This window comes from Streptomyces incanus (genome assembly GCF_042656345.1).
GTDB classification, from domain to species: Bacteria; Actinomycetota; Actinomycetes; order Streptomycetales; family Streptomycetaceae; genus Streptomyces; species Streptomyces incanus.
The window spans coordinates 23,759-42,633 of sequence record NZ_JBHSPC010000070.1 but is presented as its reverse complement, the minus strand read 5'-3'; the positions used below and the strand labels follow the sequence as shown (position 1 = coordinate 42,633).

The 18,875-nt window shown below is 71.0% G+C and carries 14 protein-coding genes; 12 read left to right on the top strand and 2 right to left on the bottom strand.

The window, feature by feature from the left end; all coding sequences use genetic code 11:
- Positions 1 to 66: 66 nt before the first annotated feature.
- Positions 67 to 726 (top strand): histidine phosphatase family protein, encoded by a 660-nt coding sequence (locus tag ACFP2V_RS22005; RefSeq protein ID WP_381215081.1) that lies wholly within the window; start codon positions 67 to 69, stop codon positions 724 to 726.
- A gap of 12 nt (positions 727 to 738) precedes the next feature.
- Positions 739 to 1,644: an ADP-ribosylglycohydrolase family protein gene (locus ACFP2V_RS22000; protein ID WP_381215079.1), complete on the top strand. Its 906-nt coding sequence runs from the start codon at positions 739 to 741 to the stop codon at positions 1,642 to 1,644.
- A gap of 378 nt (positions 1,645 to 2,022) precedes the next feature.
- Here ACFP2V_RS22000 and ACFP2V_RS21995 read toward each other — a convergent pair whose 3' ends face one another.
- Complete coding sequence (locus ACFP2V_RS21995) at positions 2,023 to 3,570, bottom strand: MFS transporter (protein WP_381215076.1); 1,548 nt, start codon at positions 3,568 to 3,570, stop codon at positions 2,023 to 2,025.
- A 188-nt stretch (positions 3,571 to 3,758) separates the two neighbouring features.
- On the opposite strand from ACFP2V_RS21995, the gene ACFP2V_RS21990 reads away from it, so the two are divergent.
- From ACFP2V_RS21990 to ACFP2V_RS21980, 3 genes are all read left to right on the top strand, one after another.
- A complete protein-coding gene (locus tag ACFP2V_RS21990; RefSeq protein WP_381215073.1) occupies positions 3,759 to 4,382 on the top strand; it encodes a TetR/AcrR family transcriptional regulator in 624 nt (207 codons plus the stop codon).
- Positions 4,383 to 4,463: 81 nt separating this feature from the next.
- Complete coding sequence (locus ACFP2V_RS21985) at positions 4,464 to 5,165, top strand: ribonuclease HII (protein ID WP_381215070.1); 702 nt, start codon at positions 4,464 to 4,466, stop codon at positions 5,163 to 5,165.
- 68 nt (positions 5,166 to 5,233) lie between these two features.
- A complete protein-coding gene (locus ACFP2V_RS21980) occupies positions 5,234 to 5,863 on the top strand; it encodes a hypothetical protein (RefSeq protein ID WP_381215067.1) in 630 nt (209 codons plus the stop codon).
- A gap of 149 nt (positions 5,864 to 6,012) precedes the next feature.
- Here the strand turns inward: ACFP2V_RS21980 and ACFP2V_RS21975 are convergent, their stop codons facing one another.
- Positions 6,013 to 6,627 carry a hypothetical protein gene (locus tag ACFP2V_RS21975; protein ID WP_381215064.1) on the bottom strand — a complete coding sequence of 205 codons (615 nt, stop codon included), beginning with the start codon at positions 6,625 to 6,627 and terminating at the stop codon, positions 6,013 to 6,015.
- Between the two features lie 883 nt (positions 6,628 to 7,510).
- Here ACFP2V_RS21975 and ACFP2V_RS21965 point away from each other — a divergent pair.
- The 7 genes from ACFP2V_RS21965 to ACFP2V_RS21935 all read left to right on the top strand — a co-directional run bounded on the left by ACFP2V_RS21965 (position 7,511) and on the right by ACFP2V_RS21935 (position 18,782).
- Positions 7,511 to 9,670, top strand: coding sequence for a RecQ family ATP-dependent DNA helicase (locus ACFP2V_RS21965; RefSeq protein ID WP_381215061.1), 2,160 nt, complete (start codon positions 7,511 to 7,513; stop codon positions 9,668 to 9,670).
- Positions 9,671 to 9,957: 287 nt separating this feature from the next.
- Entirely contained in the window at positions 9,958 to 11,619 is a 1,662-nt protein-coding gene (locus ACFP2V_RS21960) for a DUF4192 domain-containing protein (RefSeq protein ID WP_381215058.1), read from the top strand.
- Between the two features lie 351 nt (positions 11,620 to 11,970).
- Positions 11,971 to 12,729, top strand: a complete 759-nt coding sequence (locus ACFP2V_RS21955) for an NUDIX hydrolase (protein ID WP_381215055.1) — start codon at positions 11,971 to 11,973, stop codon at positions 12,727 to 12,729.
- 170 nt (positions 12,730 to 12,899) lie between these two features.
- Positions 12,900 to 14,768 carry an ABC transporter ATP-binding protein gene (locus ACFP2V_RS21950; RefSeq protein WP_381215052.1) on the top strand — a complete coding sequence of 623 codons (1,869 nt, stop codon included), beginning with the start codon at positions 12,900 to 12,902 and terminating at the stop codon, positions 14,766 to 14,768.
- Positions 14,769 to 14,931: 163 nt separating this feature from the next.
- Positions 14,932 to 15,810, top strand: coding sequence for a FadR/GntR family transcriptional regulator (locus tag ACFP2V_RS21945; protein ID WP_381215049.1), 879 nt, complete (start codon positions 14,932 to 14,934; stop codon positions 15,808 to 15,810).
- A 429-nt stretch (positions 15,811 to 16,239) separates the two neighbouring features.
- Positions 16,240 to 17,763 (top strand): RNA polymerase sigma factor, encoded by a 1,524-nt coding sequence (locus ACFP2V_RS21940; RefSeq protein WP_381215046.1) that lies wholly within the window; start codon positions 16,240 to 16,242, stop codon positions 17,761 to 17,763.
- A 146-nt stretch (positions 17,764 to 17,909) separates the two neighbouring features.
- The gene (locus ACFP2V_RS21935; protein WP_381215043.1) at positions 17,910 to 18,782 is read left to right on the top strand and encodes a S1 family peptidase; all 873 of its coding nucleotides are present in this window, start codon (positions 17,910 to 17,912) and stop codon (positions 18,780 to 18,782) included.
- Positions 18,783 to 18,875 lie beyond the last annotated feature (93 nt).

The following is an 18,875-nucleotide window of genomic DNA, read 5'->3' as shown; positions in this document are numbered from 1 at the left end:
GTGACCTGTGCCGTATGGGGCGCGTGCGGGTGCTCGGTCGGCCGTCACCCGTTCTAGGGTTTCAGCATGGCACGACCACGGCGCATCGTCCTTGTCCGGCACGGTGAATCAACGGGCAATGTTGATGACTCCGTTTATGAGCGCGAACCCGATCACGCGTTGGCCCTGACCGAGCGGGGCCGACGGCAGGCGGAAGAGACGGGCAAGCGGTTGCACGACCTGTTCGGCCAGGAGCACGTCAGCGTGTACGTGTCCCCTTATCGCCGTACACACCAGACACTGAGCGCTTTCGGCCTCGACCCGGCGCTCATACGTGTGCGTGAGGAGCCGAGACTGCGCGAGCAGGACTGGGGCAACTGGCAGGACCTGAAGGACGTCCGCCTGCAGAAGGCGTACCGGGACGCGTACGGCCATTTCTTCTACCGCTTCGCCCAGGGCGAGTCCGGCGCCGATGTCTACGACCGGGTCGACGGCTTCCTGGAGAGTCTGTTCCGCAGCTTCGATGCCCCCGACCATCCGCCGAACGTCCTCATCGTGACGCATGGTCTTGCCATGCGGCTGTTCTGCATGCGGTGGTTCCACTGGACCGTTGCGGAGTTCGAATCCCTGTCGAACCCGGGCAACGCCGAGATGCGGGTGCTCGTCCTGGGAGAGGACGGCAAATACACGCTCGACCGGCCCTTCGAACAGTGGCGGCAGCCGGAACCGTACGGGATCACCGGATAGGGTGGCAGGGCGATGACGACCGCTGACTCCACCTCCGCAGGGCGCCTGGACCGCGCCCTGGCCAGCCTGCGCGGACTGTCGGTGGGGGACGCGCTGGGCTCGCAGTTCTTCGTCCCGGTGAACTATCCGCTGCTCAAGCGCCGCGAGCTGCCCCCGGGCGTCTGGCAGTGGACGGACGACACGGAGATGGCCTGCTCGGTCGTCGCCGTCCTCGCCGCCCATCGGCGGATCGACCAGGACGCCCTCGCGCAGTCCTTCGCCCGGCGCCATGACTTCGACCGGGGCTACGGCCCCGCGGTCGGTCGGCTGCTGCGGCTGGTCCGCGAAGGCGGTGACTGGCGCGAGCTCGCCGCGGACCTCTTCGACGGCCGGGGTTCCTGGGGCAACGGCGCCGCGATGCGTATCGCGCCACTGGGCGCCTGGTACGCGGACGATCCGGAGCAGGCGATCCACCAGGCCGAGATCTCGGCTTACCCCACCCACCAGCACCGTGAGGCCGTGGTCGGTGCGATGGCCGTCGCCGCGGCGGCCGCACTCGCCGCCGCCCCCGGGGGGCCGCCCGGCCCCGAAGCCCTGCTCGACGGGGTCGTCGCGTTGGTGCCCGGGAAGAGCGCGGTCGGTGCGGGGCTGCGGCGGGCCCGGGACATGCTCGACTACGGCGACACGGCCACCGTCGCCGCCGTACTGGGGTGCGGACGGCGGACGACGGCCCACGACACCGTCCCCTTCGCGCTGTGGTCGGCCGCCCGAGCCCTGGGCGACTACGAACAGGCCTTCTGGACCACGGCTCAGGCGGGCGGGGACGTCGACACGACCTGCGCCATCGTGGGCGGGGTGATCGCGGCGGGGGAGGCCGGGACGCCGCCCGCCGGGTGGGTCGAGCGGGTCGAGGCGCTCCCGAGCTGGATGGCGGTTTAGCTCCAGCCGATCCGGCCATGCCAGGGCCGGTCCGTCAGGTGTGCGTGGCGGGGCTCGCTGCCGGCCGTCCCGGTACGGACGCGGGCGCGCGGGCTTCAGGAACTCTCCGTGTGGCATGGGAACTCTCCGTGACCGATCACTCGTTGTCGAGACATCAGCCGTGTGAGACATGAGGCTCGAGACGGGGCGGCTGCTGTGTGAGTCCCTGTCCTGCCGGAGGTGATCGTGGACGTGCAGCTCACCGCACTGCTCGCTGTGCTGCTTGGTTCCGTGACCGCGGTTCTGGCGGCCGCGGGACGGCCCGGCGCCCTTTGGGCCGTCCCGCTGGGGTCGGCCGGAGAGGCACCGGGCCGTCCCGTGGTCCGGGGTGCGCCCTCGTCAGCCGACGCCCGGTGCGGCGGAGCCGGCGAGGGACTCGAGGTCGCTCTTGCGCACCCGGATCACCAACCAGGCGGTGACCAGCGCGAGTACGGCCAGGGCGGCAGCCGGGATGAAGGCCGTCGCGATGCCCTGCGCGAGTACCTCGTGTCCCCAGGGTGCGGGCAGTTGGTGGGTCTGGGCGAACTCGGCCTTCTGTGCCGGCGTCCCCTCGGCGAGGAAGGCCGGGAGCTGCTTCTCCGCCTCGTTCCTGCTGGCCGTGCCGAAGACCGTGGTGAGGAGGGCCAGTCCCACCGATCCGCCCACCTGCTGCATCGCGTTGAGCAGTCCGGACGCCGCGCCGGCCTCGTGCCGGGCCACGCCGGAGACCGCGGTGAGGGTCAGGGTCACGAAGTTCAGGCCCATGCCGAAGCCGAAGATGAGCAGGGGGCCGAGGATGCCGCCCACGTAGGAACTCTCGGGAGTGATCAGCGTCTGCCATGCCAGGCCGATCGCCGCGAGCGCCGAGCCGACGAGCATGAACGGCTTGGGGCCGAACACGGGAAGGAACCGCTGCGACAGGCCTGCCCCGAGCGCGATCACGACCGTCACCGGCAGGAAGGCGAGCCCGGCCTCGATCGGGGTGTACCCGAGCACGTTCTGTACGAAGAGAACGATGTAGAAGAACATGCCGAACATGGCGGCGGCCAGACTGAGCATGATCACGTACGTGCCGGAGCGGTTTCGGTCGGCGAACATCCGCAGCGGGGTGATCGGTTCCCTGGCCCGCGACTCGATGACGGCGAAGAACACCAGCAGGACGACCGCGGCGACGAAGGAACCGATGGTCAGGTTGTCCCCCCAGCCCTTCTCCGCCGCCCGTATGAAGCCGTAGACGAGGGACGCCATACCGGCCGTCGAGGTCACCGCGCCCGCTATGTCGAAGCGGCCGGTGTGCCGCTCGGACTCGTTGATGTAGAGCGGTGCGAGCACGACGATCAGCAGGCCGATCGGCACGTTGACGAAGAGCACCCACCGCCAGTCGAGCCACTCGGTGAGCATGCCGCCCGCCAGCAGACCGATGGCACCGCCGCCCGCGGAGACCGCGGCGAAGACACCGAAGGCCCGGTTGCGCTCGGGGCCCTCGGGGAATGTGGTGGTGATCAGCGCCAGGGAGGTGGGCGAGGCGATCGCGCCTCCCGCGCCCTGCAGTACACGCGCGGCGAGCAACTGCCAGGGTTCCTGGGCGAACCCGCCCAGGAGCGAGGCGAGGGTGAACAGCAGGATGCCGGTCATGAAGACGCGGCGGCGGCCGAGGATGTCACCGGCCCTGCCGCCGAGGAGCAGCAGGCCGCCGAAGGTCAGCGTGTAGGCGCTGACCACCCAGGTGAGGTCGGTGGTGCTGAAACTGAGAGCGTTCTGAATGTGCGGAAGCGCGATGTTCACAATCGTCGCGTCCAGTACCACCATGAGTTGGCAGGCCGCGATGACGGTGAGTGCGATGCCGGGGTGTCCGTCCCGGCGAGCCGCACCTGGCTTCCGGTCCTGGATCAATGGAGAGGTTGCCACTATGGATCCCCCATGAGTGTGTCAGTGAACGCTCGCGTTCACTGTTGCGCCAACGTTAGGAGTCCTTGACAGTGAACGCAAGCGTTCACTGAAATGCGCAGTCGCTCGGTACGTCCCCCCGCAGATGCCGTGCGGTGCGCGCCCCATCCCCGAAATGCCCGCTTCCACTGCTCGTTGGAGAGAGTCGGATGGTTACTTCGAGCTGGGCGGAGGCCCAGGCTCAGACGGCCGCTTCCCGTCGTCGCGGCGCCGTGCTGGAACGCGCGATCCTCGATGCCGCCCTGGAGCAGCTCAGCACGGTCGGCTGGAACGGCCTGACGATGGAGGGCGTCGCCGCCGGCGCCCAGACCGGAAAGGCTGCCGTCTACCGCCGCTGGCCCTCGAAGGAGGACCTGGTCGCGGACGCCCTGCGGGCCGGGCTGCCGTCCTTCGACGCGGCGCCGGACGTGGGGAATGTCCGCGGCGACCTGCTGACCCTGTGTCTGCGAGCGCGTGACGCGATGTTCTCCAGGCCGGGCGTCGCCCTGCGCTCGGTCATTCACGAATGCGATTCCATGCAGGCCGAGCGATTCCATGCGGTGATCTTCGAAGGGGTCGTGGAGCCGACCATTGCGATGCTCCGAGAGGTGATCGAGCGCGGTATCGAGCGTGGAGAGGTGCGTACCGACGCGGCGAACGGCTACGTCTTCGATGCTGTTCCGGCGATGATGATGTACCGGTCCAAGATGTGTGGAAGCGAATGGGCGGACGTCGACGTGGAGGAGATGATCGACCTGCTGATGGTCCCGCTGCTGCGGCCGGCAGGCTCCTGACCCGAGGCCGCCGAGACCCTGGCATCGCTCGGGGAACCTGGGTGTCGCGGGCCGTTCCGGGCGGCGTACGCTAAGGGCGCCATGCCGTACGAACCACCAACTCACACTGTCGAGCGCTCCCTCCGCGCCACGACCGGGGCGAAGATCGTCGCAGGTGTCGACGAGGTGGGGCGCGGCGCCTGGGCCGGCCCCGTCACCGTCTGTGCGGCGGTCACCGGACTGCGCCGGCCCCCCGAGGGTCTCACCGACTCCAAGCTCCTCACCGTCAAGCGGCGGGACGCACTCGACCGGACGCTGAGGGACTGGGTGACGTCGTACGCCCTGGGCCACGCGTCCCACGAGGAGATCGACCAGCTGGGCATGACGGCCGCGCTGCGGCTGGCGGCGGTGCGCGCGCTCGAAGGACTGCCGGTCCGGCCCGACGCGGTGATACTCGACGGCAAGCACGACTATCTCGGGGCGCCCTGGCGGGTCCGAACCGTGATCAAGGGTGACCAGTCGTGTGTGGCGGTCGCGGCGGCCTCGGTGATCGCCAAGGTGCACCGCGACAAAATGATGGCCGAACTGGGTGCCGAGCATGCAGACTTCGGTTTTGCGGACAATGCCGGGTACCCGTCACCCGTGCACAGGGCCGCGCTGGAGATCCGGGGACCCACCCCTTACCACCGGCTGTCGTGGGCGTATCTTGATGCGCTGCCCCAGTGGCGGCATCTCAAGAAGGTCCGCAGCTGGGCGGACGGAAGTGTTCCGGCGATCGAGGGTCAGCTCGGCTTCGATTTCTGACGGTTCCGTTCGCACTCATGTGCCACCCGGCGGCGCGAGCCGCACCAGTGTTTGATAAAAATCAGCCCATGCCTCTCATTCCCGAGGAGCCTCAGATTCACGAGAGTGCCCAGGGTCCCCGCGTCACTCCGGCCAGCAGCCGTACCGCGCCGACCCCCCGCCCCGTACCCGGTCCCCGCCCCGCGGCTCCGCCGCGCCCCGGTCGGCCCGGCCCGGTCCGGCCCGCGCCTCCGGCGCAACGTACGCCGCGTGATGCCACTGCGGCGGCCGAACCTGTCCCTTCGAAGCCGACCGCTCCCGCCGCGGCCGGCACCCAGGTCCAGTTGATCCCGGCAACCGTCCAGGGGGCGCTCGACGCCGCCGAGGAAGCCGTGGACCTGCTGCTGGACTCGGGCCGTGCCCCGGGCGACGTGCTGGTGATCACCACCGGCGAGCCGCACCCGTGGGCCACCCACGAACTCTCCTTCGGCGAGGCCTCCTACTGGGCCCTGCACGACGCCGCCGACGACGTCTTCTACGCGGACGCCGCTGTCGCGGACCGTGCCGGAGCGCGCCCCGTCGTCGTGGTCGCCGTCAACGGAGGGTCCGAGCCGGTGTCCGCGTCGGCCCTGACCGCGGCGCGCGGCAAGGCCACCGCCCTGCTGATCGTCTGCGGTGACCCGCAGCGGATCAACTCGGTGATGGGTACGGGCGTCTGAGTCGATGTCATGGCGCCCGTCCGTACGGGCGCCATGTGGCCGCCGTTCCACCGCGCGGGCGGCGGAGCCGGCGCGGCGGTGGGGTGCGCGGCCCGCAGGAGCGCGCGAGGCCGCTGAAAGCCCCTGGTTCCGAGGCGTCCCGCCGGCCCTCAGCGCGCTGCCGCGCGGCGCAGGACGTCGGACGCGACACCGCCGGTGCGCGGTATTCGAGGCGGCGCCTCGGCCGTGGCGAACGGCTCCGGCGCAGAGCCGGTGCTGGGCCGCCGCCCACCGCGCCCCTCGCCGAGTACCTGCCAGCCGTCACGGGTCAGCGTGATGTACGCCCCGCAGCGCAGCCCGTGCAGCGTGCAGGCGTCCCGCAGCCCCCACATCCACGCGCCGTCCTCCTCCGTCCAGCGCGCGTCGCCGTCGCGGCAGTAGAGCAGGACAGCGGTACGGACCGGCGTGCGGCGCCGCAGGTCGTGCGGGATGACCCGGCGCAGCTGGGACAGCAGCGCGTTGCGGAACATCCAGCCGTCCGCCGGGGCGGGGTGGCGGGTGAACGAAGCACTCGCCCGCACTCGCTCGTCCTGGTCGAGCACGGCGACGATCGCGGTCGCCGGCCCCGGGTGGTGCCGGACATACAGCCCGCTGACAACCTCACGCGGGTTGCGCAGCAGCGGGATTCCCGCGGCAGCCCACTCCGCGGGTTCGAGCAGACGAGTGGCGGAAGCGGCGGGCGTCGACAGCGATGCCGCCGAGGACGGAGCGAATCCGAAGGTCACGGTCCTCCCTTCGGCTACGCCCGGACTGCGGGCGGGGTCGGATTCAGGGGAGCGCGCACGCAACGGAGCCCAACCTGAGCGGCGGACGAGCCGTGCGGGTGCGGACCTCAATTCTTCCTGTCGAACCTGGATGCGGCAACGAGCAATCGTGCGAGCCGACCGGTATCGAATGATTGAGAGTTATATCCCTGCCCGGTGTGTCCTCTGGACACACCTGAAGCGCTCGGTGAAGGCAGTTCGTACGGGACACGAGTGCCCGGTGCCCACAAGGGCGGCGTGGAAACCCGGGCGGCGGTGTCCGGCGGGGTGTCAGCCCTGCGCGATCAGGACGAAAGGCGGCACCCCTGGGCTCCGCCCGCCGGAGCAGGCGGGCCGTGGCGGCGAGGGTCCCACCCGTGTCCGTGCGGTCGTCCACGGCAAGCACCGGCCCCTGAGCCTCGGCCGGGGCGGCGGCGGGAGAGGACGGCACGGCTTTCGCCGCGTCCTCGGACGCCGGCCCGTCCGAGGCCCGGGGTGCGGGCATCGACGTAGCCGGTGACCCCGGCCGATGTCCGACAGCCACCCCAACGCCCGACCCTGCGCCGTCCGCTCCCCGGTCGGGACACACCCCTCGAGGTCCATGCCGATCGACGGAAGGCCGGTGGGTCACATGCGCCGTGGGTCACACGCTCCGTGGACCACATGCCCCGTGGTTCGCCCCGGCAACGGGACCGAGGACCTCGACATCTGCGGCTTCCTGGCGTCCTGCCTGCGCAAACGTCTCGAGCGGGAGCCGGTCGAGGGGCTCACGACTTCGCTCTTGGGGCTGCGGGGCCGAGGGATCCCTGACCCCGTCACGGAGCGGGATTGGCCGACTGTCCGAGCCGTGCGGTTGCATGGGGGCATGAACGATCTGGAGCTGCGGGCCGAAGCCGACGCCATCCTCGCCGAGCTGGTCGGTGATCCGGGGGGCACGGCACGGCTCCGGGAGGACCAGTGGCAGGCGGTGGCGGCCCTGGTGGTGGACCATCGCCGTGCCCTGGTGGTGCAGCGCACCGGATGGGGCAAGTCTGCGGTGTACTTCGTGGCCACCGCGCTGCTCCGCCGACGTGGCTCCGGCCCCACGGTGATCGTTTCGCCGCTGCTGGCGTTGATGCGCAACCAGGTCGAGTCGGCCGCGCGGGCCGGCATCCAGGCGCGCACGATCAACTCGGCGAACCCCGAGGAGTGGGATGCCATCCACGAGGAGGTCGAGCACGGAAAGGTCGACGTTCTCCTCGTCAGCCCGGAACGCCTCAATTCCGTCGACTTCCGCGAACGGATGCTGCCCAGGCTCGCAGCCACGACCGGCCTCCTGGTCGTCGACGAGGCCCACTGCATCTCCGACTGGGGCCACGACTTCCGCCCCGACTACCGCAGACTCCGCACGATGCTGCAGGAGCTCTCCCCGGGGGTTCCGGTGCTGGCGACCACAGCCACGGCCAACGCTCGCGTCACGGCGGATGTGGCCGACCAGCTGGGCACCGGAGCCGGCGAGGCCCTGGTGCTGCGCGGCACGCTGGAACGGGAAAGTCTGCGGCTCGGCGTGGTCCGGTTGCCGGACGCCGCCCACCGTCTGGCCTGGCTCGGTGAGCACCTGGACGACCTGCCGGGCTCCGGGATCATCTACACGCTGACCGTCTCGGCCGCCGAGGAGGTCACCGCCTACCTGCGCGCGCGTGGCTTCGCCGTGGCCTCGTACACCGGTCGGACGGAGAACGCCGACCGCCAGCAGGCCGAAGCCGACCTGCTGGCGAACCGGGTGAAGGCCCTGGTGGCGACCTCCGCCCTCGGGATGGGCTTCGACAAGCCGGACCTGGGCTTCGTGGTCCATCTCGGCTCCCCGTCCTCACCCATCTCGTACTACCAGCAGGTGGGCCGTGCGGGCCGCGGGGTGGAGCACGCCGATGTGCTGCTGCTTCCCGGTAAGGAGGACGAGGCGATCTGGCGTTACTTCGCCGAGGTCGCCTTCCCGCCCGAGGCGCAGGTCCGCCAGACCCTCGCCGCCCTCGCCGACGCGGGTCGACCGCTGTCCGTGCCCGCCCTGGAGGCGTTGGTGGACCTCCGGCGTACTCGGCTCGAGATGATGCTGAAGGTCCTGGACGTGGACGGCGCCGTGCGGCGTGTGAAGGGCGGCTGGACGGCTACCGGTGCCGACTGGGTCTACGACGCCGAGCGCTATGCCTGGGTCGCCCGCCAGCGTGCCGCCGAGCAGCAGGCCATGCGCGACTACGTCAGCACGTCCCAGTGCCGGATGGAGTTCCTGCGCCGCCAACTGGACGACGAGAAGGCCGCCCCGTGCGGCCGCTGCGACAACTGCGCGGGAGCCTGGGCGGATCCTGGCGTTTCGACCAAGGCGTTGGCCGGCGCCGCCGGCGAACTGGAGCGTCCAGGGGTGGAGGTCGAACCGCGCCGCATGTGGCCCACAGGGATGCCCGCCCTGGGCGTGGACCTCAAGGGGCGCATTCCGGCGAAGGACCAGTGCTCCCCCGGGCGGGCTCTGGGCCGCCTCTCGGACATCGGCTGGGGCAACCGCCTGCGCCCGCTCCTGGCGGAGCAGGCGCCCGACGGTCCGGTCCCCGACGACGTCCTCCAAGCGGCGGTGGCGGTCCTCGCCGACTGGGCGCGTTCCCCGGGCGGGTGGGGGGCCAAGGGCCCGGACGCGTCGGCCCGGCCGGTGGGAGTCGTCGCCATGCCTTCTCTGAGCCGGCCCCAGCTCGTCGGCTCCCTCGCCGAACGGGTGGCCACCGTCGGGCGCCTCCCCTTCCTCGGCGCCCTCGGGTACACCGGGCACAGTGGGGCGAACCGGGTCCACAGGAGCAACTCGGCTCAACGGCTGCACACACTGTCCGCCGCTTTCACCGTTCCTGGGGAGCTGGCCGGAGCTCTGGCCGCTTCCCGCGGCCCGGTCCTGCTCGTGGACGACTACTCCGATTCCGGCTGGACCCTTGCGGTGGCCGCGCGTCTGCTGCGCCAGGCGGGCGCGGAGCAGGTCCTCCCGCTGGTCCTTGCGGTGACAGCCTGAATACTTGCGCACAGCCGGTCTTCCCCCGAGACGTCCTCGCCCAGCCGGGCGCGAGGACGGCGTCAGCGGCCGTTCGGAGAGCCGCGTTGTCGTGTGCTCCATGAGTTCCGCACCACAGGACGGCGGACGGTCGGGTGCCGACACGAGAGGACGAGAGTGCGGACATCATGTGGCAATCGCATCGCAGTGGAAGCGAAAGTGCAGGTCAGGCGAGGCGCGTGACGTGTTCCTGGTCAGAGTTGTCCACAGGGTGAGCAGAATCTCCCGATCCGCGAAATCGTCCTGCCATGACGAACAGCAACGAAACGAACGGATCCCCCGAAAACGGTGACACCACCGGCCGGGAGCGGGACGAGCACGCCGGCCTTTTGGGACGCGACGACATCGCCCGCGGCGCCGAAATCCCGGGGCCGAGGACGCACCAGGGCACGGGCACGCACGCAGGGCGTGCGAAGGGTATCGCCTGCACCGCCTACGGCAGCCATGGCGGCGAACAGCAGGTCACACTGCGCACGCCCGCCGAACTCGCCGACGCCCTGCCCTATCTGCTCGGCTACCACCCCGAGGACAGCATCGTCCTGGTCGCCCTGTACGACAAGGACGGACGGGGCAGGTTCGGCGGCCGGGCCAGGCTCGGCATCCCCGCGAACCGGGACGACTGGCCCGCCGCCGCCCGGCAGCTGGCCCAGGGGCTGGTCACGGGCAGCGAGCGCCGAGGCGCCAAGCCCGAGCAGATGGTCGTCTTCCTCTGTCAGGAACCGGGGGAGGGCGAGCCCGGCCGGCAGGTCAAGGAGCGGCTGGGCCCGCTCGCTCACGCGCTGCGCCTGGAATGCGGTGCTCTCGACGTCCCCGTGGTGGAGGCCCTGTGCCTCTCGGGCGGCCGCTTCTGGTCGTACTGCTGCGACGACGAGGGGTGCTGTCCCGCGGTCGGCACGCCGATGGGGCTGCCGGGCACCTCGGTGCTGGCCGCCGCCGCGACCTACGCCGGACTTCAGGTCCGGGGCACGCTGCGCGAACTGCGGGCGAGGTTCCTCCCGTGGGAGAACGCCGCCGCCCTCGAACAGGAAGCCGCCCTGGACGCCGCCCACCGGACGCTGGTCCCCAAGATCCTCGACGCGGCGGGACGGAACGAGGTCGCCCGGCAGACACGGGAACTGGCCGCGCGCATCATGGACCGGCTGGCCGGCGCCCCCTCCGTGTCCGGCATGCTCCCCGCGGACCTGCGCGACGACGAACTGCTCCGGCACGACGAGGCCGCCACACTGATCCTCGGCCTGCAGGACCGCACGACCCGGGACCGGGCGGCGGAGTGGATGGAGGGCGAGGAGGCAGGCCCCGCACTTCGCCTGTGGCGGGCACTGGCCCGCCGCTGCGTCGGATCGTACGGCGAACACGCCGCGGCCCCCCTGACGCTCGCCGGCTGGGTCGCCTGGTCCACCGGCGACGAGCTGGAGGCCAGGGAAGCACTCGCCATGGCCCTGGGCGCCGATCCCGACTATCTCTTCGCCCGCCTGCTGCACCAGGCCTGCAACGAGGGCCTCGACCCGGAATCGATCCGCCGCTGCCTGCGCGCGGAACGCGACGGCCACGGGAAGGCGGACGGCGAGGGGCCGGCCACCGGTGTGGGCAGCGAGGCGGGCCACGAGGATCCGGACAGCGAAGATCCGCGGGACGGGGAGTCCGTTGACGCGGAGCCCGGTGCGGCGGGGGAGGCCACACCCTTCGGGCCCGGGGCTGCCATGGAGCGGGAGACGCTCCCGCGCCGGGGGCGGACGGACGGCAGCCGCCCGAACGTGCGGATTCCGCATCCCCGTACGGCGGTGGGCGGTACGGGTCCGGGCGGCGTGCGTCCTGGCATCGAGGGGCCGGGTGCCGCACGCCGTCGTCGCGCTGCCTCGCGTCGGGGACGTCCACAGATCCGGAGCCGGGGCAGCGCCGGAGAGGAGTGACCGGGCGGGAGGAGAGGCGGCTGCCGGCTGGGCGAAGGGAGCGGCGAGGGCCGGGGCGCCGCTCTCCCCAGGGCTCGCCCCGCAAGTGAGATGACCGTGGCCGACCGAGGGCAAGGAGACGGAAGGGGAGAAGGGACGGCAGGGCCGAGGGGGCAAGGGCCAAGGGGCCAAGGGCCAAGGGGCCAAGGGGGAGGGAACTGGTGAGGAAGAGCACCGCAGCGGTTCCGCATCGCGGGATGCGCCGGCCACCGGACCCCCGTGCCGGGAGCGGTGCCGGACCGAAGCGGATCAGCCGTCGATGCCGTCGGCGAAGAGAGTGTTTATCGTCAGGCAGACGACTATGATCGCCGCATGCCCTACGACCCGTCAGCCTTTCCGCCCTTTGCCGTCACCGTGGACCTGGTCGTGCTGACCGTGCGCCGCCATGCCCTGTGTGCGCTGGCGGTACGCAGGGGCGAACCGCCGTTTCAGGGACGCTGGGCGCTTCCCGGCGGATTCGTCCGGGCCGACGAGGACCTGGCACAGGCGGCGGCACGCGAACTGGCGGAGGAGACCGGGCTGCGCGTGCACGACCCCGTAGCCCCCGCCCGGGCCGGTGGCGCGCACCTGGAACAGCTCGCCACCTACGGCGATCCCCAGCGCGACCCGCGGATGCGGGTCGTCAGCGTCGCACACCTCGCCCTCGCCCCCGACCTGCCCGCGCCCAGGGCGGGCGGCGACGCCAGCAACGCGCGCTGGGCCCAGGTCGGGGAACTGCTGCAACAGGCGGACTGCGGCAGGGACGGCGAGCCGGTGGCGCCGCTCGCCTTCGACCACGCGCAGATCCTGGCGGACGGGGTGGAGCGCGCCCGCTCCAAGATCGAGTACTCGTCGCTGGCCACGGCTTTCTGCCCGCCCGAGTTCACCGTCGGCGAGCTGCGCCGTGTCTACGAGGCCGTGTGGGGTGTGGCCTTGGATCCGCGCAACTTCCACCGCAAGGTGACGGGCACACCGGGCTTTTTGGTGCCGACGGGTGGCACGACCACCCGGCAGGGCGGCCGTCCCGCTCAGCTCTTCCGGGCCGGCGGAGCCACCCTGCTCAATCCGCCGATGCTGCGCCCCGAGGTGTGAGAACGCCGGCCTGAGCGGCGGGAGCGGGTGGTGACGCGGAGGCTGCGGAAGAGGCGTCCGGCCCTGGCAAGTGCGGGTCGCGGACATGGATCCCGTGCGACTGAATTCCCCGTGGTCTACAGGCCTTGCGGTGACCGAAAAATCCTATATGGCGCGCTATCTTGCTTCGGGTGATCCAGGCCATCGGACTGACCAGCAACCCGCGCAAAGAGCTACCGCCCGCCGTTGACGACGTCTCCTTCGAGGCGCACGCAGGTTGCGTCACGATGCTGCTCGGAGCGCCGGGCGCGGGCAAGACGACAGCGCTCGGGCTCATGCTCGGACTTCAACCGGGCCGTGGCATCACCTACTTCAGAGGCCGTCCGCTGCATGACATCGGCCATCCGTCCCGCGAAGTCGGCGTACTGTTGGGTGATGTGCCGGGCCACCCCGCACGCACCGTGCGCGGGCACGTCCGCATGCTGTGTGCCGCGGCGGGAGTTCCGGTGCGTCGCGGGGACGAAGTTCTTGAAGCCGTCGGGCTCGTGAGCCTGCGGGAGAAGCGCCTCGGCACACTTTCCCGAGGCATGGACCGACGACTCGGGCTCGCCTGCGCACTGTTGGCGAACCCGCATACCCTCGTGCTCGACGAACCCGCGCGCGGGCTCTCCATCGGTGAGAACCGCTGGCTGCACGGCATGCTCCGGGCCTACGCGGCGCAGGGCGGCACCGTCCTGAGCACCACGGCCGACCCCAAGGAAGCGGCGCGCACCGCGGACCGGGTGGTCACCCTCGATCAGGGCCGGCTCGTCGCCGATCAGCCGGCCGCGGACTTCTCGCGCACCCGGCTGCGCCCCCGTGTCGCCGTCCGCACACCGCATGCCGCCCGGCTCTCGGCGCTGCTCACCAAGGAGGCCCGTACCGCCCGGCGTTCCGTGGAGGTGGCCGAGGACGGCGGCAACCGTATCTCCGTCTACGGCAGTACCTGCGCGGACATCGGCGAGACCGCCTTCCGGCACGGCATCGTCGTCCACCAACTCGCCGACGAGATCGGGGACATGGGGCCCGGCGCGGGTGCGTCCCGCACCGAGGGGCCGACTGCCTCGGGCGGGGGAACGCCGCCCACCGCGCCGTCGTCCACCGCCACCACCCCCGACGCCGGACGTCCCGACGGCCCCCTGGACTCCCGTCCCGCCGACCGCCCGCCGGCCGGCCCCCGCGCCGGAGGTGAGACCCGGGTCCTGGAGTCCGAGTCCTCGACCGGGCTGCCGCCTCCCATCTCCATTCGCCCCGCCCTCCGTCCCCTCCACCCGCTGCGCTACGAGGTCCGCAGGGTCACCGGCGTCGGGACCGGGTTTCTCGTCGGGGCGGCCGTGCTCGCGGTGTCCGCGCTCACCGCCGTACTGCTGGCCCGGACCGGACATACCCCGCAACCGCGCCTGCTGGCCGCGTGGCCCAGGGAGTTGCCCCTGCCGCCCGTGGCGATCGGGGCGGGGCTGCTCGGGGCGCTGGCCTTCGGCGACGAGTTCCGCTACCCCGCCCTGGCGGCGGACCGGGGCGGTGTGCCCCGGCGGCTGGGGCTGCTCACCGCCAAACTCCTCGTGGCCTCGGTCATCGCGCTCGTGCTGGCCGTCCTGACGATCGGGTGCGATGCCGAGCTGCTCCATCTCGTCTACGGGCGGGAGCTCGTCGAGGTCCCCGCCGACTGGTTTCCGCTCGGAGCGAGTTGGCTCGGACTCGTGACCGGGTGCGCCTGGGTGGGGGTGCTGGCCGCAGGGATCTTCCGGTCCACCACCGCCGGTCTCGCCGCGGTCGTCGCCGTTCCGCTCCTCGTCGTGCCCCTCGTGGGCAAGCTGACGGACGGGCCGTCGGTACGGACCGCGGCCGGGGCGCCCCTGCGGATGCGTGAGGTACTCCCGCTCCGGTCCTTCGGGGGCGAACGGTATCTGGAGGGGGCGCTACGGATGATCGCCCAACCGGTGGGTGGCGCGCTGGCGTTGTCCCTCGTGGTGCTGCTCTGCGCGTATCTGCTCACATCTTTGCGGAACAGGACCCTATGATGACCGACGGTGTCTCGATCGGTCCGTCCATGCCTGCAACTCCCCGGAGGAAGCCCGCTTCTTTCCGATAAGGCGTCAATTGCGACGGGGTGAGCGATCACCCTTTCGTGTGCTTTTCACCAAACTCCTCAAGGGGGTTGGGAGCCGCGCCGACAAAAGATGCGTGAGTACCCTTGCGCACACCATGATGACCACCGCCCGCTCCGCAGACTCCGGCCTCGCGGGTCCGGGCGAACTCGACCGCTACCCCTATGCCGACGCGCCCGTCGGCGGCCGTGTCGGGCCCCCTGTCTGGGACGCCGATCCCGAGCTGGGCCGTGGGGGCCGCCGCAGCGCGGGCAACCGCGGCCGCGGGCTGCACGGCCAACTCGTCCAGCAGCTGGGTCAGATGATCGTTTCGGGCGATCTGGGCGCCGACCGGCCCCTGGTTCCCGAGGAGATCGGCCAGCGCTTCGAGGTCTCCCGCACCGTCGTCCGCGAGTCGCTCCGTGTCCTGGAGGCCAAGGGTCTGGTCAGCGCCCGGCCCAATGTCGGCACGCGCGTGCGCCCGGTCAGCGACTGGAATCTGCTCGACCAGGACATCATCGAGTGGAGGGCCTTCGGACCGCAGCGCGACGACCAGCGCCGTGAGCTCAGCGAGCTGCGCTGGACGATCGAGCCGCTGGCCGCCCGGCTCGCCGCCGGGCACGGGCGCGAGGACGTCCAGCAGCGTCTGTCCGACATGGTGGAGATCATGGGGCACGCCATGGGGCAGGGGGACGCGTTGACCTTCGCCCGCGCCGACTCCGAATTCCATTCGCTGCTGACTCAGATCGCCGGCAACCGCATGCTGGAGCATCTTTCCGGGATCGTGTCCGCCGCGCTGCAGGTCTCGGGCGGGCCGGTCGCGGGCTGTGAGCGGCCGAACGAAGCGTCGCTCACGCACCACGGCCGGATCGTCGACGCGCTCGCCGGCGGCGACGGCGCGGCGGCCGAGGCGGCCATGCGTCAGTTGCTGATGATCCACCCCGAGGTCGAGCGAGTGGTGCCCGGCCCGCGCTAGCGCCGACCGCGTTCCGCGGACGGCCCGGCCTGCCATCCCCCTCCTGTGGCATCCTCGACCGGTGAGCCGCCCGCTGTAGGACCCCGCGGGATCGCCTTCGATCCCGCGGGGTCCTACAGTGATGAAGGGGCCGTAACGTCCGGCATGATGCCGCTGTCACCCCCGAGTGACCTTATTTGTGCCGATCTGATCGATTGTGGACACTTACGGGGTGTGACTCGGGCCACGTGGATTGGGCGTAACGCTCCTGGAAAGAACGCGATGACCTAAGAGGTGGCAGTCGCGGAGGGAATACGGACGCCGTTCACGGCGCTGTGGAACTCCCCGGCCCCCGCCCGCATCGTCGGCCCATCCCCAAGCCGGCGGTCGGCTCCTGTCCGTCGTGGACGGGGCCGGAAGCCGTTTTCTCAACGTCCCGAGAGGTTGTTCGTGTCGGCCAGCACATCCCGTACGCTCCCGCCGGAGATCGCCGAATCCGTCTCTGTCATGGCGCTCATCGAGCAGGGAAAGGCTGAGGGGCAGATCGCCGGCGATGACGTGCGTCGGGCCTTCGAAGCTGACCAGATTCCGGCCACTCAGTGGAAGAACGTACTGCGCAGCCTCAACCAGATCCTCGAGGAAGAGGGTGTGACGCTGATGGTCAGTGCCGCGGAGCCCAAGCGCACCCGAAAGAGCGTCGCAGCGAAGAGTCCCGCCAAGCGCACCGCGACCAGGACGGTCGCGGCGAAGGCGACGACCACCCGGAAGGCCAGCGCCAGCGCCACACCGGCCGCACCCGACGCAGCCGCCGAGGAGGAGGCACCCGCCAAGAAGGCGGCTGCCAAGAAGACCACCGCGAAGAAGACGGCCGCCAAGAAGACCGCGGTGAAGAAGACGGCCGCCAAGAAGACCGCGGCCAAGAAGGACGACCCCGAGGCCACGGACGAAGAGGCCGTCGAGGAGACCAAGGCGACGGACGAGCCGGAGGGCACGGAGAACGCCGGTTTCGTCCTCTCCGACGAGGACGAGGACGACGCGCCCGCCCAGCAGGTGGCCGCCGCCGGTGCCACCGCCGACCCGGTCAAGGACTACCTCAAGCAGATCGGCAAGGTGCCCCTGCTCAACGCCGAGCAGGAGGTCGAACTCGCCAAGCGGATCGAAGCCGGTCTGTTCGCCGAGGACAAGCTGGCCAACTCCGACAAGCTGGCGCCGAAGCTCAAGCGCGAGCTGGAGATCATCGCCGAGGACGGGCGCCGCGCCAAGAACCACCTCCTGGAGGCCAACCTCCGTCTGGTGGTCTCCCTGGCCAAGCGCTACACCGGACGCGGCATGCTCTTCCTGGACCTCATCCAGGAGGGCAACCTCGGTCTGATCCGTGCGGTGGAGAAGTTCGACTACACCAAGGGCTACAAGTTCTCCACCTACGCCACCTGGTGGATCCGTCAGGCGATCACCCGCGCGATGGCCGACCAGGCCCGCACCATCCGCATCCCGGTGCACATGGTCGAGGTCATCAACAAGCTCGCGCGTGTGCAGCGCCAGATGCTCCAGGACCTGGGCCGCGAGCCCACCCCGGAGGAGCTGGCCAAGGAACTCGACATGACCCCGGAAAAGGTCATCGAGGTCCAGAAGTACGGTCGCGAGCCCATCTCCCTGCACACCCCGCTGGGCGAGGACGGCGACAGCGAGTTCGGTGACCTCATCGAGGACTCCGAGGCGGTCGTCCCGGCCGACGCGGTCAGCTTCACGCTTCTGCAGGAGCAGCTGCACTCCGTCCTGGACACCTTGTCCGAGCGCGAGGCGGGCGTCGTCTCCATGCGCTTCGGTCTCACCGACGGTCAGCCGAAGACCCTCGACGAGATCGGCAAGGTGTACGGCGTTACGCGCGAGCGCATCCGCCAGATCGAGTCCAAGACCATGTCGAAGCTGCGTCACCCGTCGCGCTCCCAGGTCCTGCGCGACTACCTCGACTAGGACGGCGATCACGACAGTCCCACAAGGCCGAACCGAGGCCCGGTCCCCTTCGCGGGGCCGGGCCTCGGTGCTGCTCCGCGGGTGCGGGGCGCGACGGGGTGGATCACTCTGGGTGTCCTGTCAACGCCTCAGTGTGAGGAGGGCGCATGCGTCGTCGCCTAGCCCGGGTCCTGGCCCGGCCACTGGTCCTCGCCGCCGCCACGACCGCGATACCGCTGGCAGCGGCCGCTCCCGCGGCTCCGGCGGTCGCGGACCGCATCGTCGTCGGCGGGTTCCCGGTCGATGTGGCCCAGAGTCCGTGGACCGTGGCGCTGTCCAGCCGTGACCGGTTCGGGGGTACCAGGGCGGGACAGTTCTGCGGGGGTGTGGCCGTCGGCCGGACCACGGTGCTCACCGCCGCCCACTGCATGAACGAGGAGGTCCTGGGAGCGCCACCGGAGCGGGTGCCCGACCTCAGAGTGATCTCGGGCCGTACGGATCTGCTCTCGGGTCAGGGCGAAGAGATAGAGGTGCGCGAGACCTGGGTGAATCCGGGCTACGACCCGCTCAGCAACTCCGGCGACTTCGCCGTGCTCACCCTGGCCGCACCGCTGCCCTCCGGCTCGGTGATCGACATGGCCGGCACAGGCGACCCCGGGTACCGTGCCGACACCCCCGCGACCGTCTACGGCTGGGGGGACACCACGGGCTCAGGAACCTACGCCGGCAGCCTGCACGCGGCGCGGGTGCATGTGTTGCGCGACACCCTGTGCGAGGACGCCTATCCGGGCGGCAATGAGGGCACGTACCGCGCCGGGACCATGCTGTGCGCCGGTGAGCAGGCCGGCGGGCCAGACGCCTGCCAGGGGGACAGCGGCGGCCCACTGGTGGCCCAGGGGCGACTGATCGGCCTGGTGTCCTGGGGCAGCGGATGCGGCTGGGCGGACACTCCCGGGGTCTACACGCGCGTGTCCGATGTCATGCGAACGCTCGACGGGGCTCCGGCCCGACAGACCAGAAAGGCGCCCGGCGGGCCCTGAGCAGGTTCCCGGGCCTCTCCCGGGCCGCTCCAGGGCCTCTCCAGGGACCGAAGGCCCAGGAGTGAGAGCGCACGAGAAAGAGACGGCTGTCTC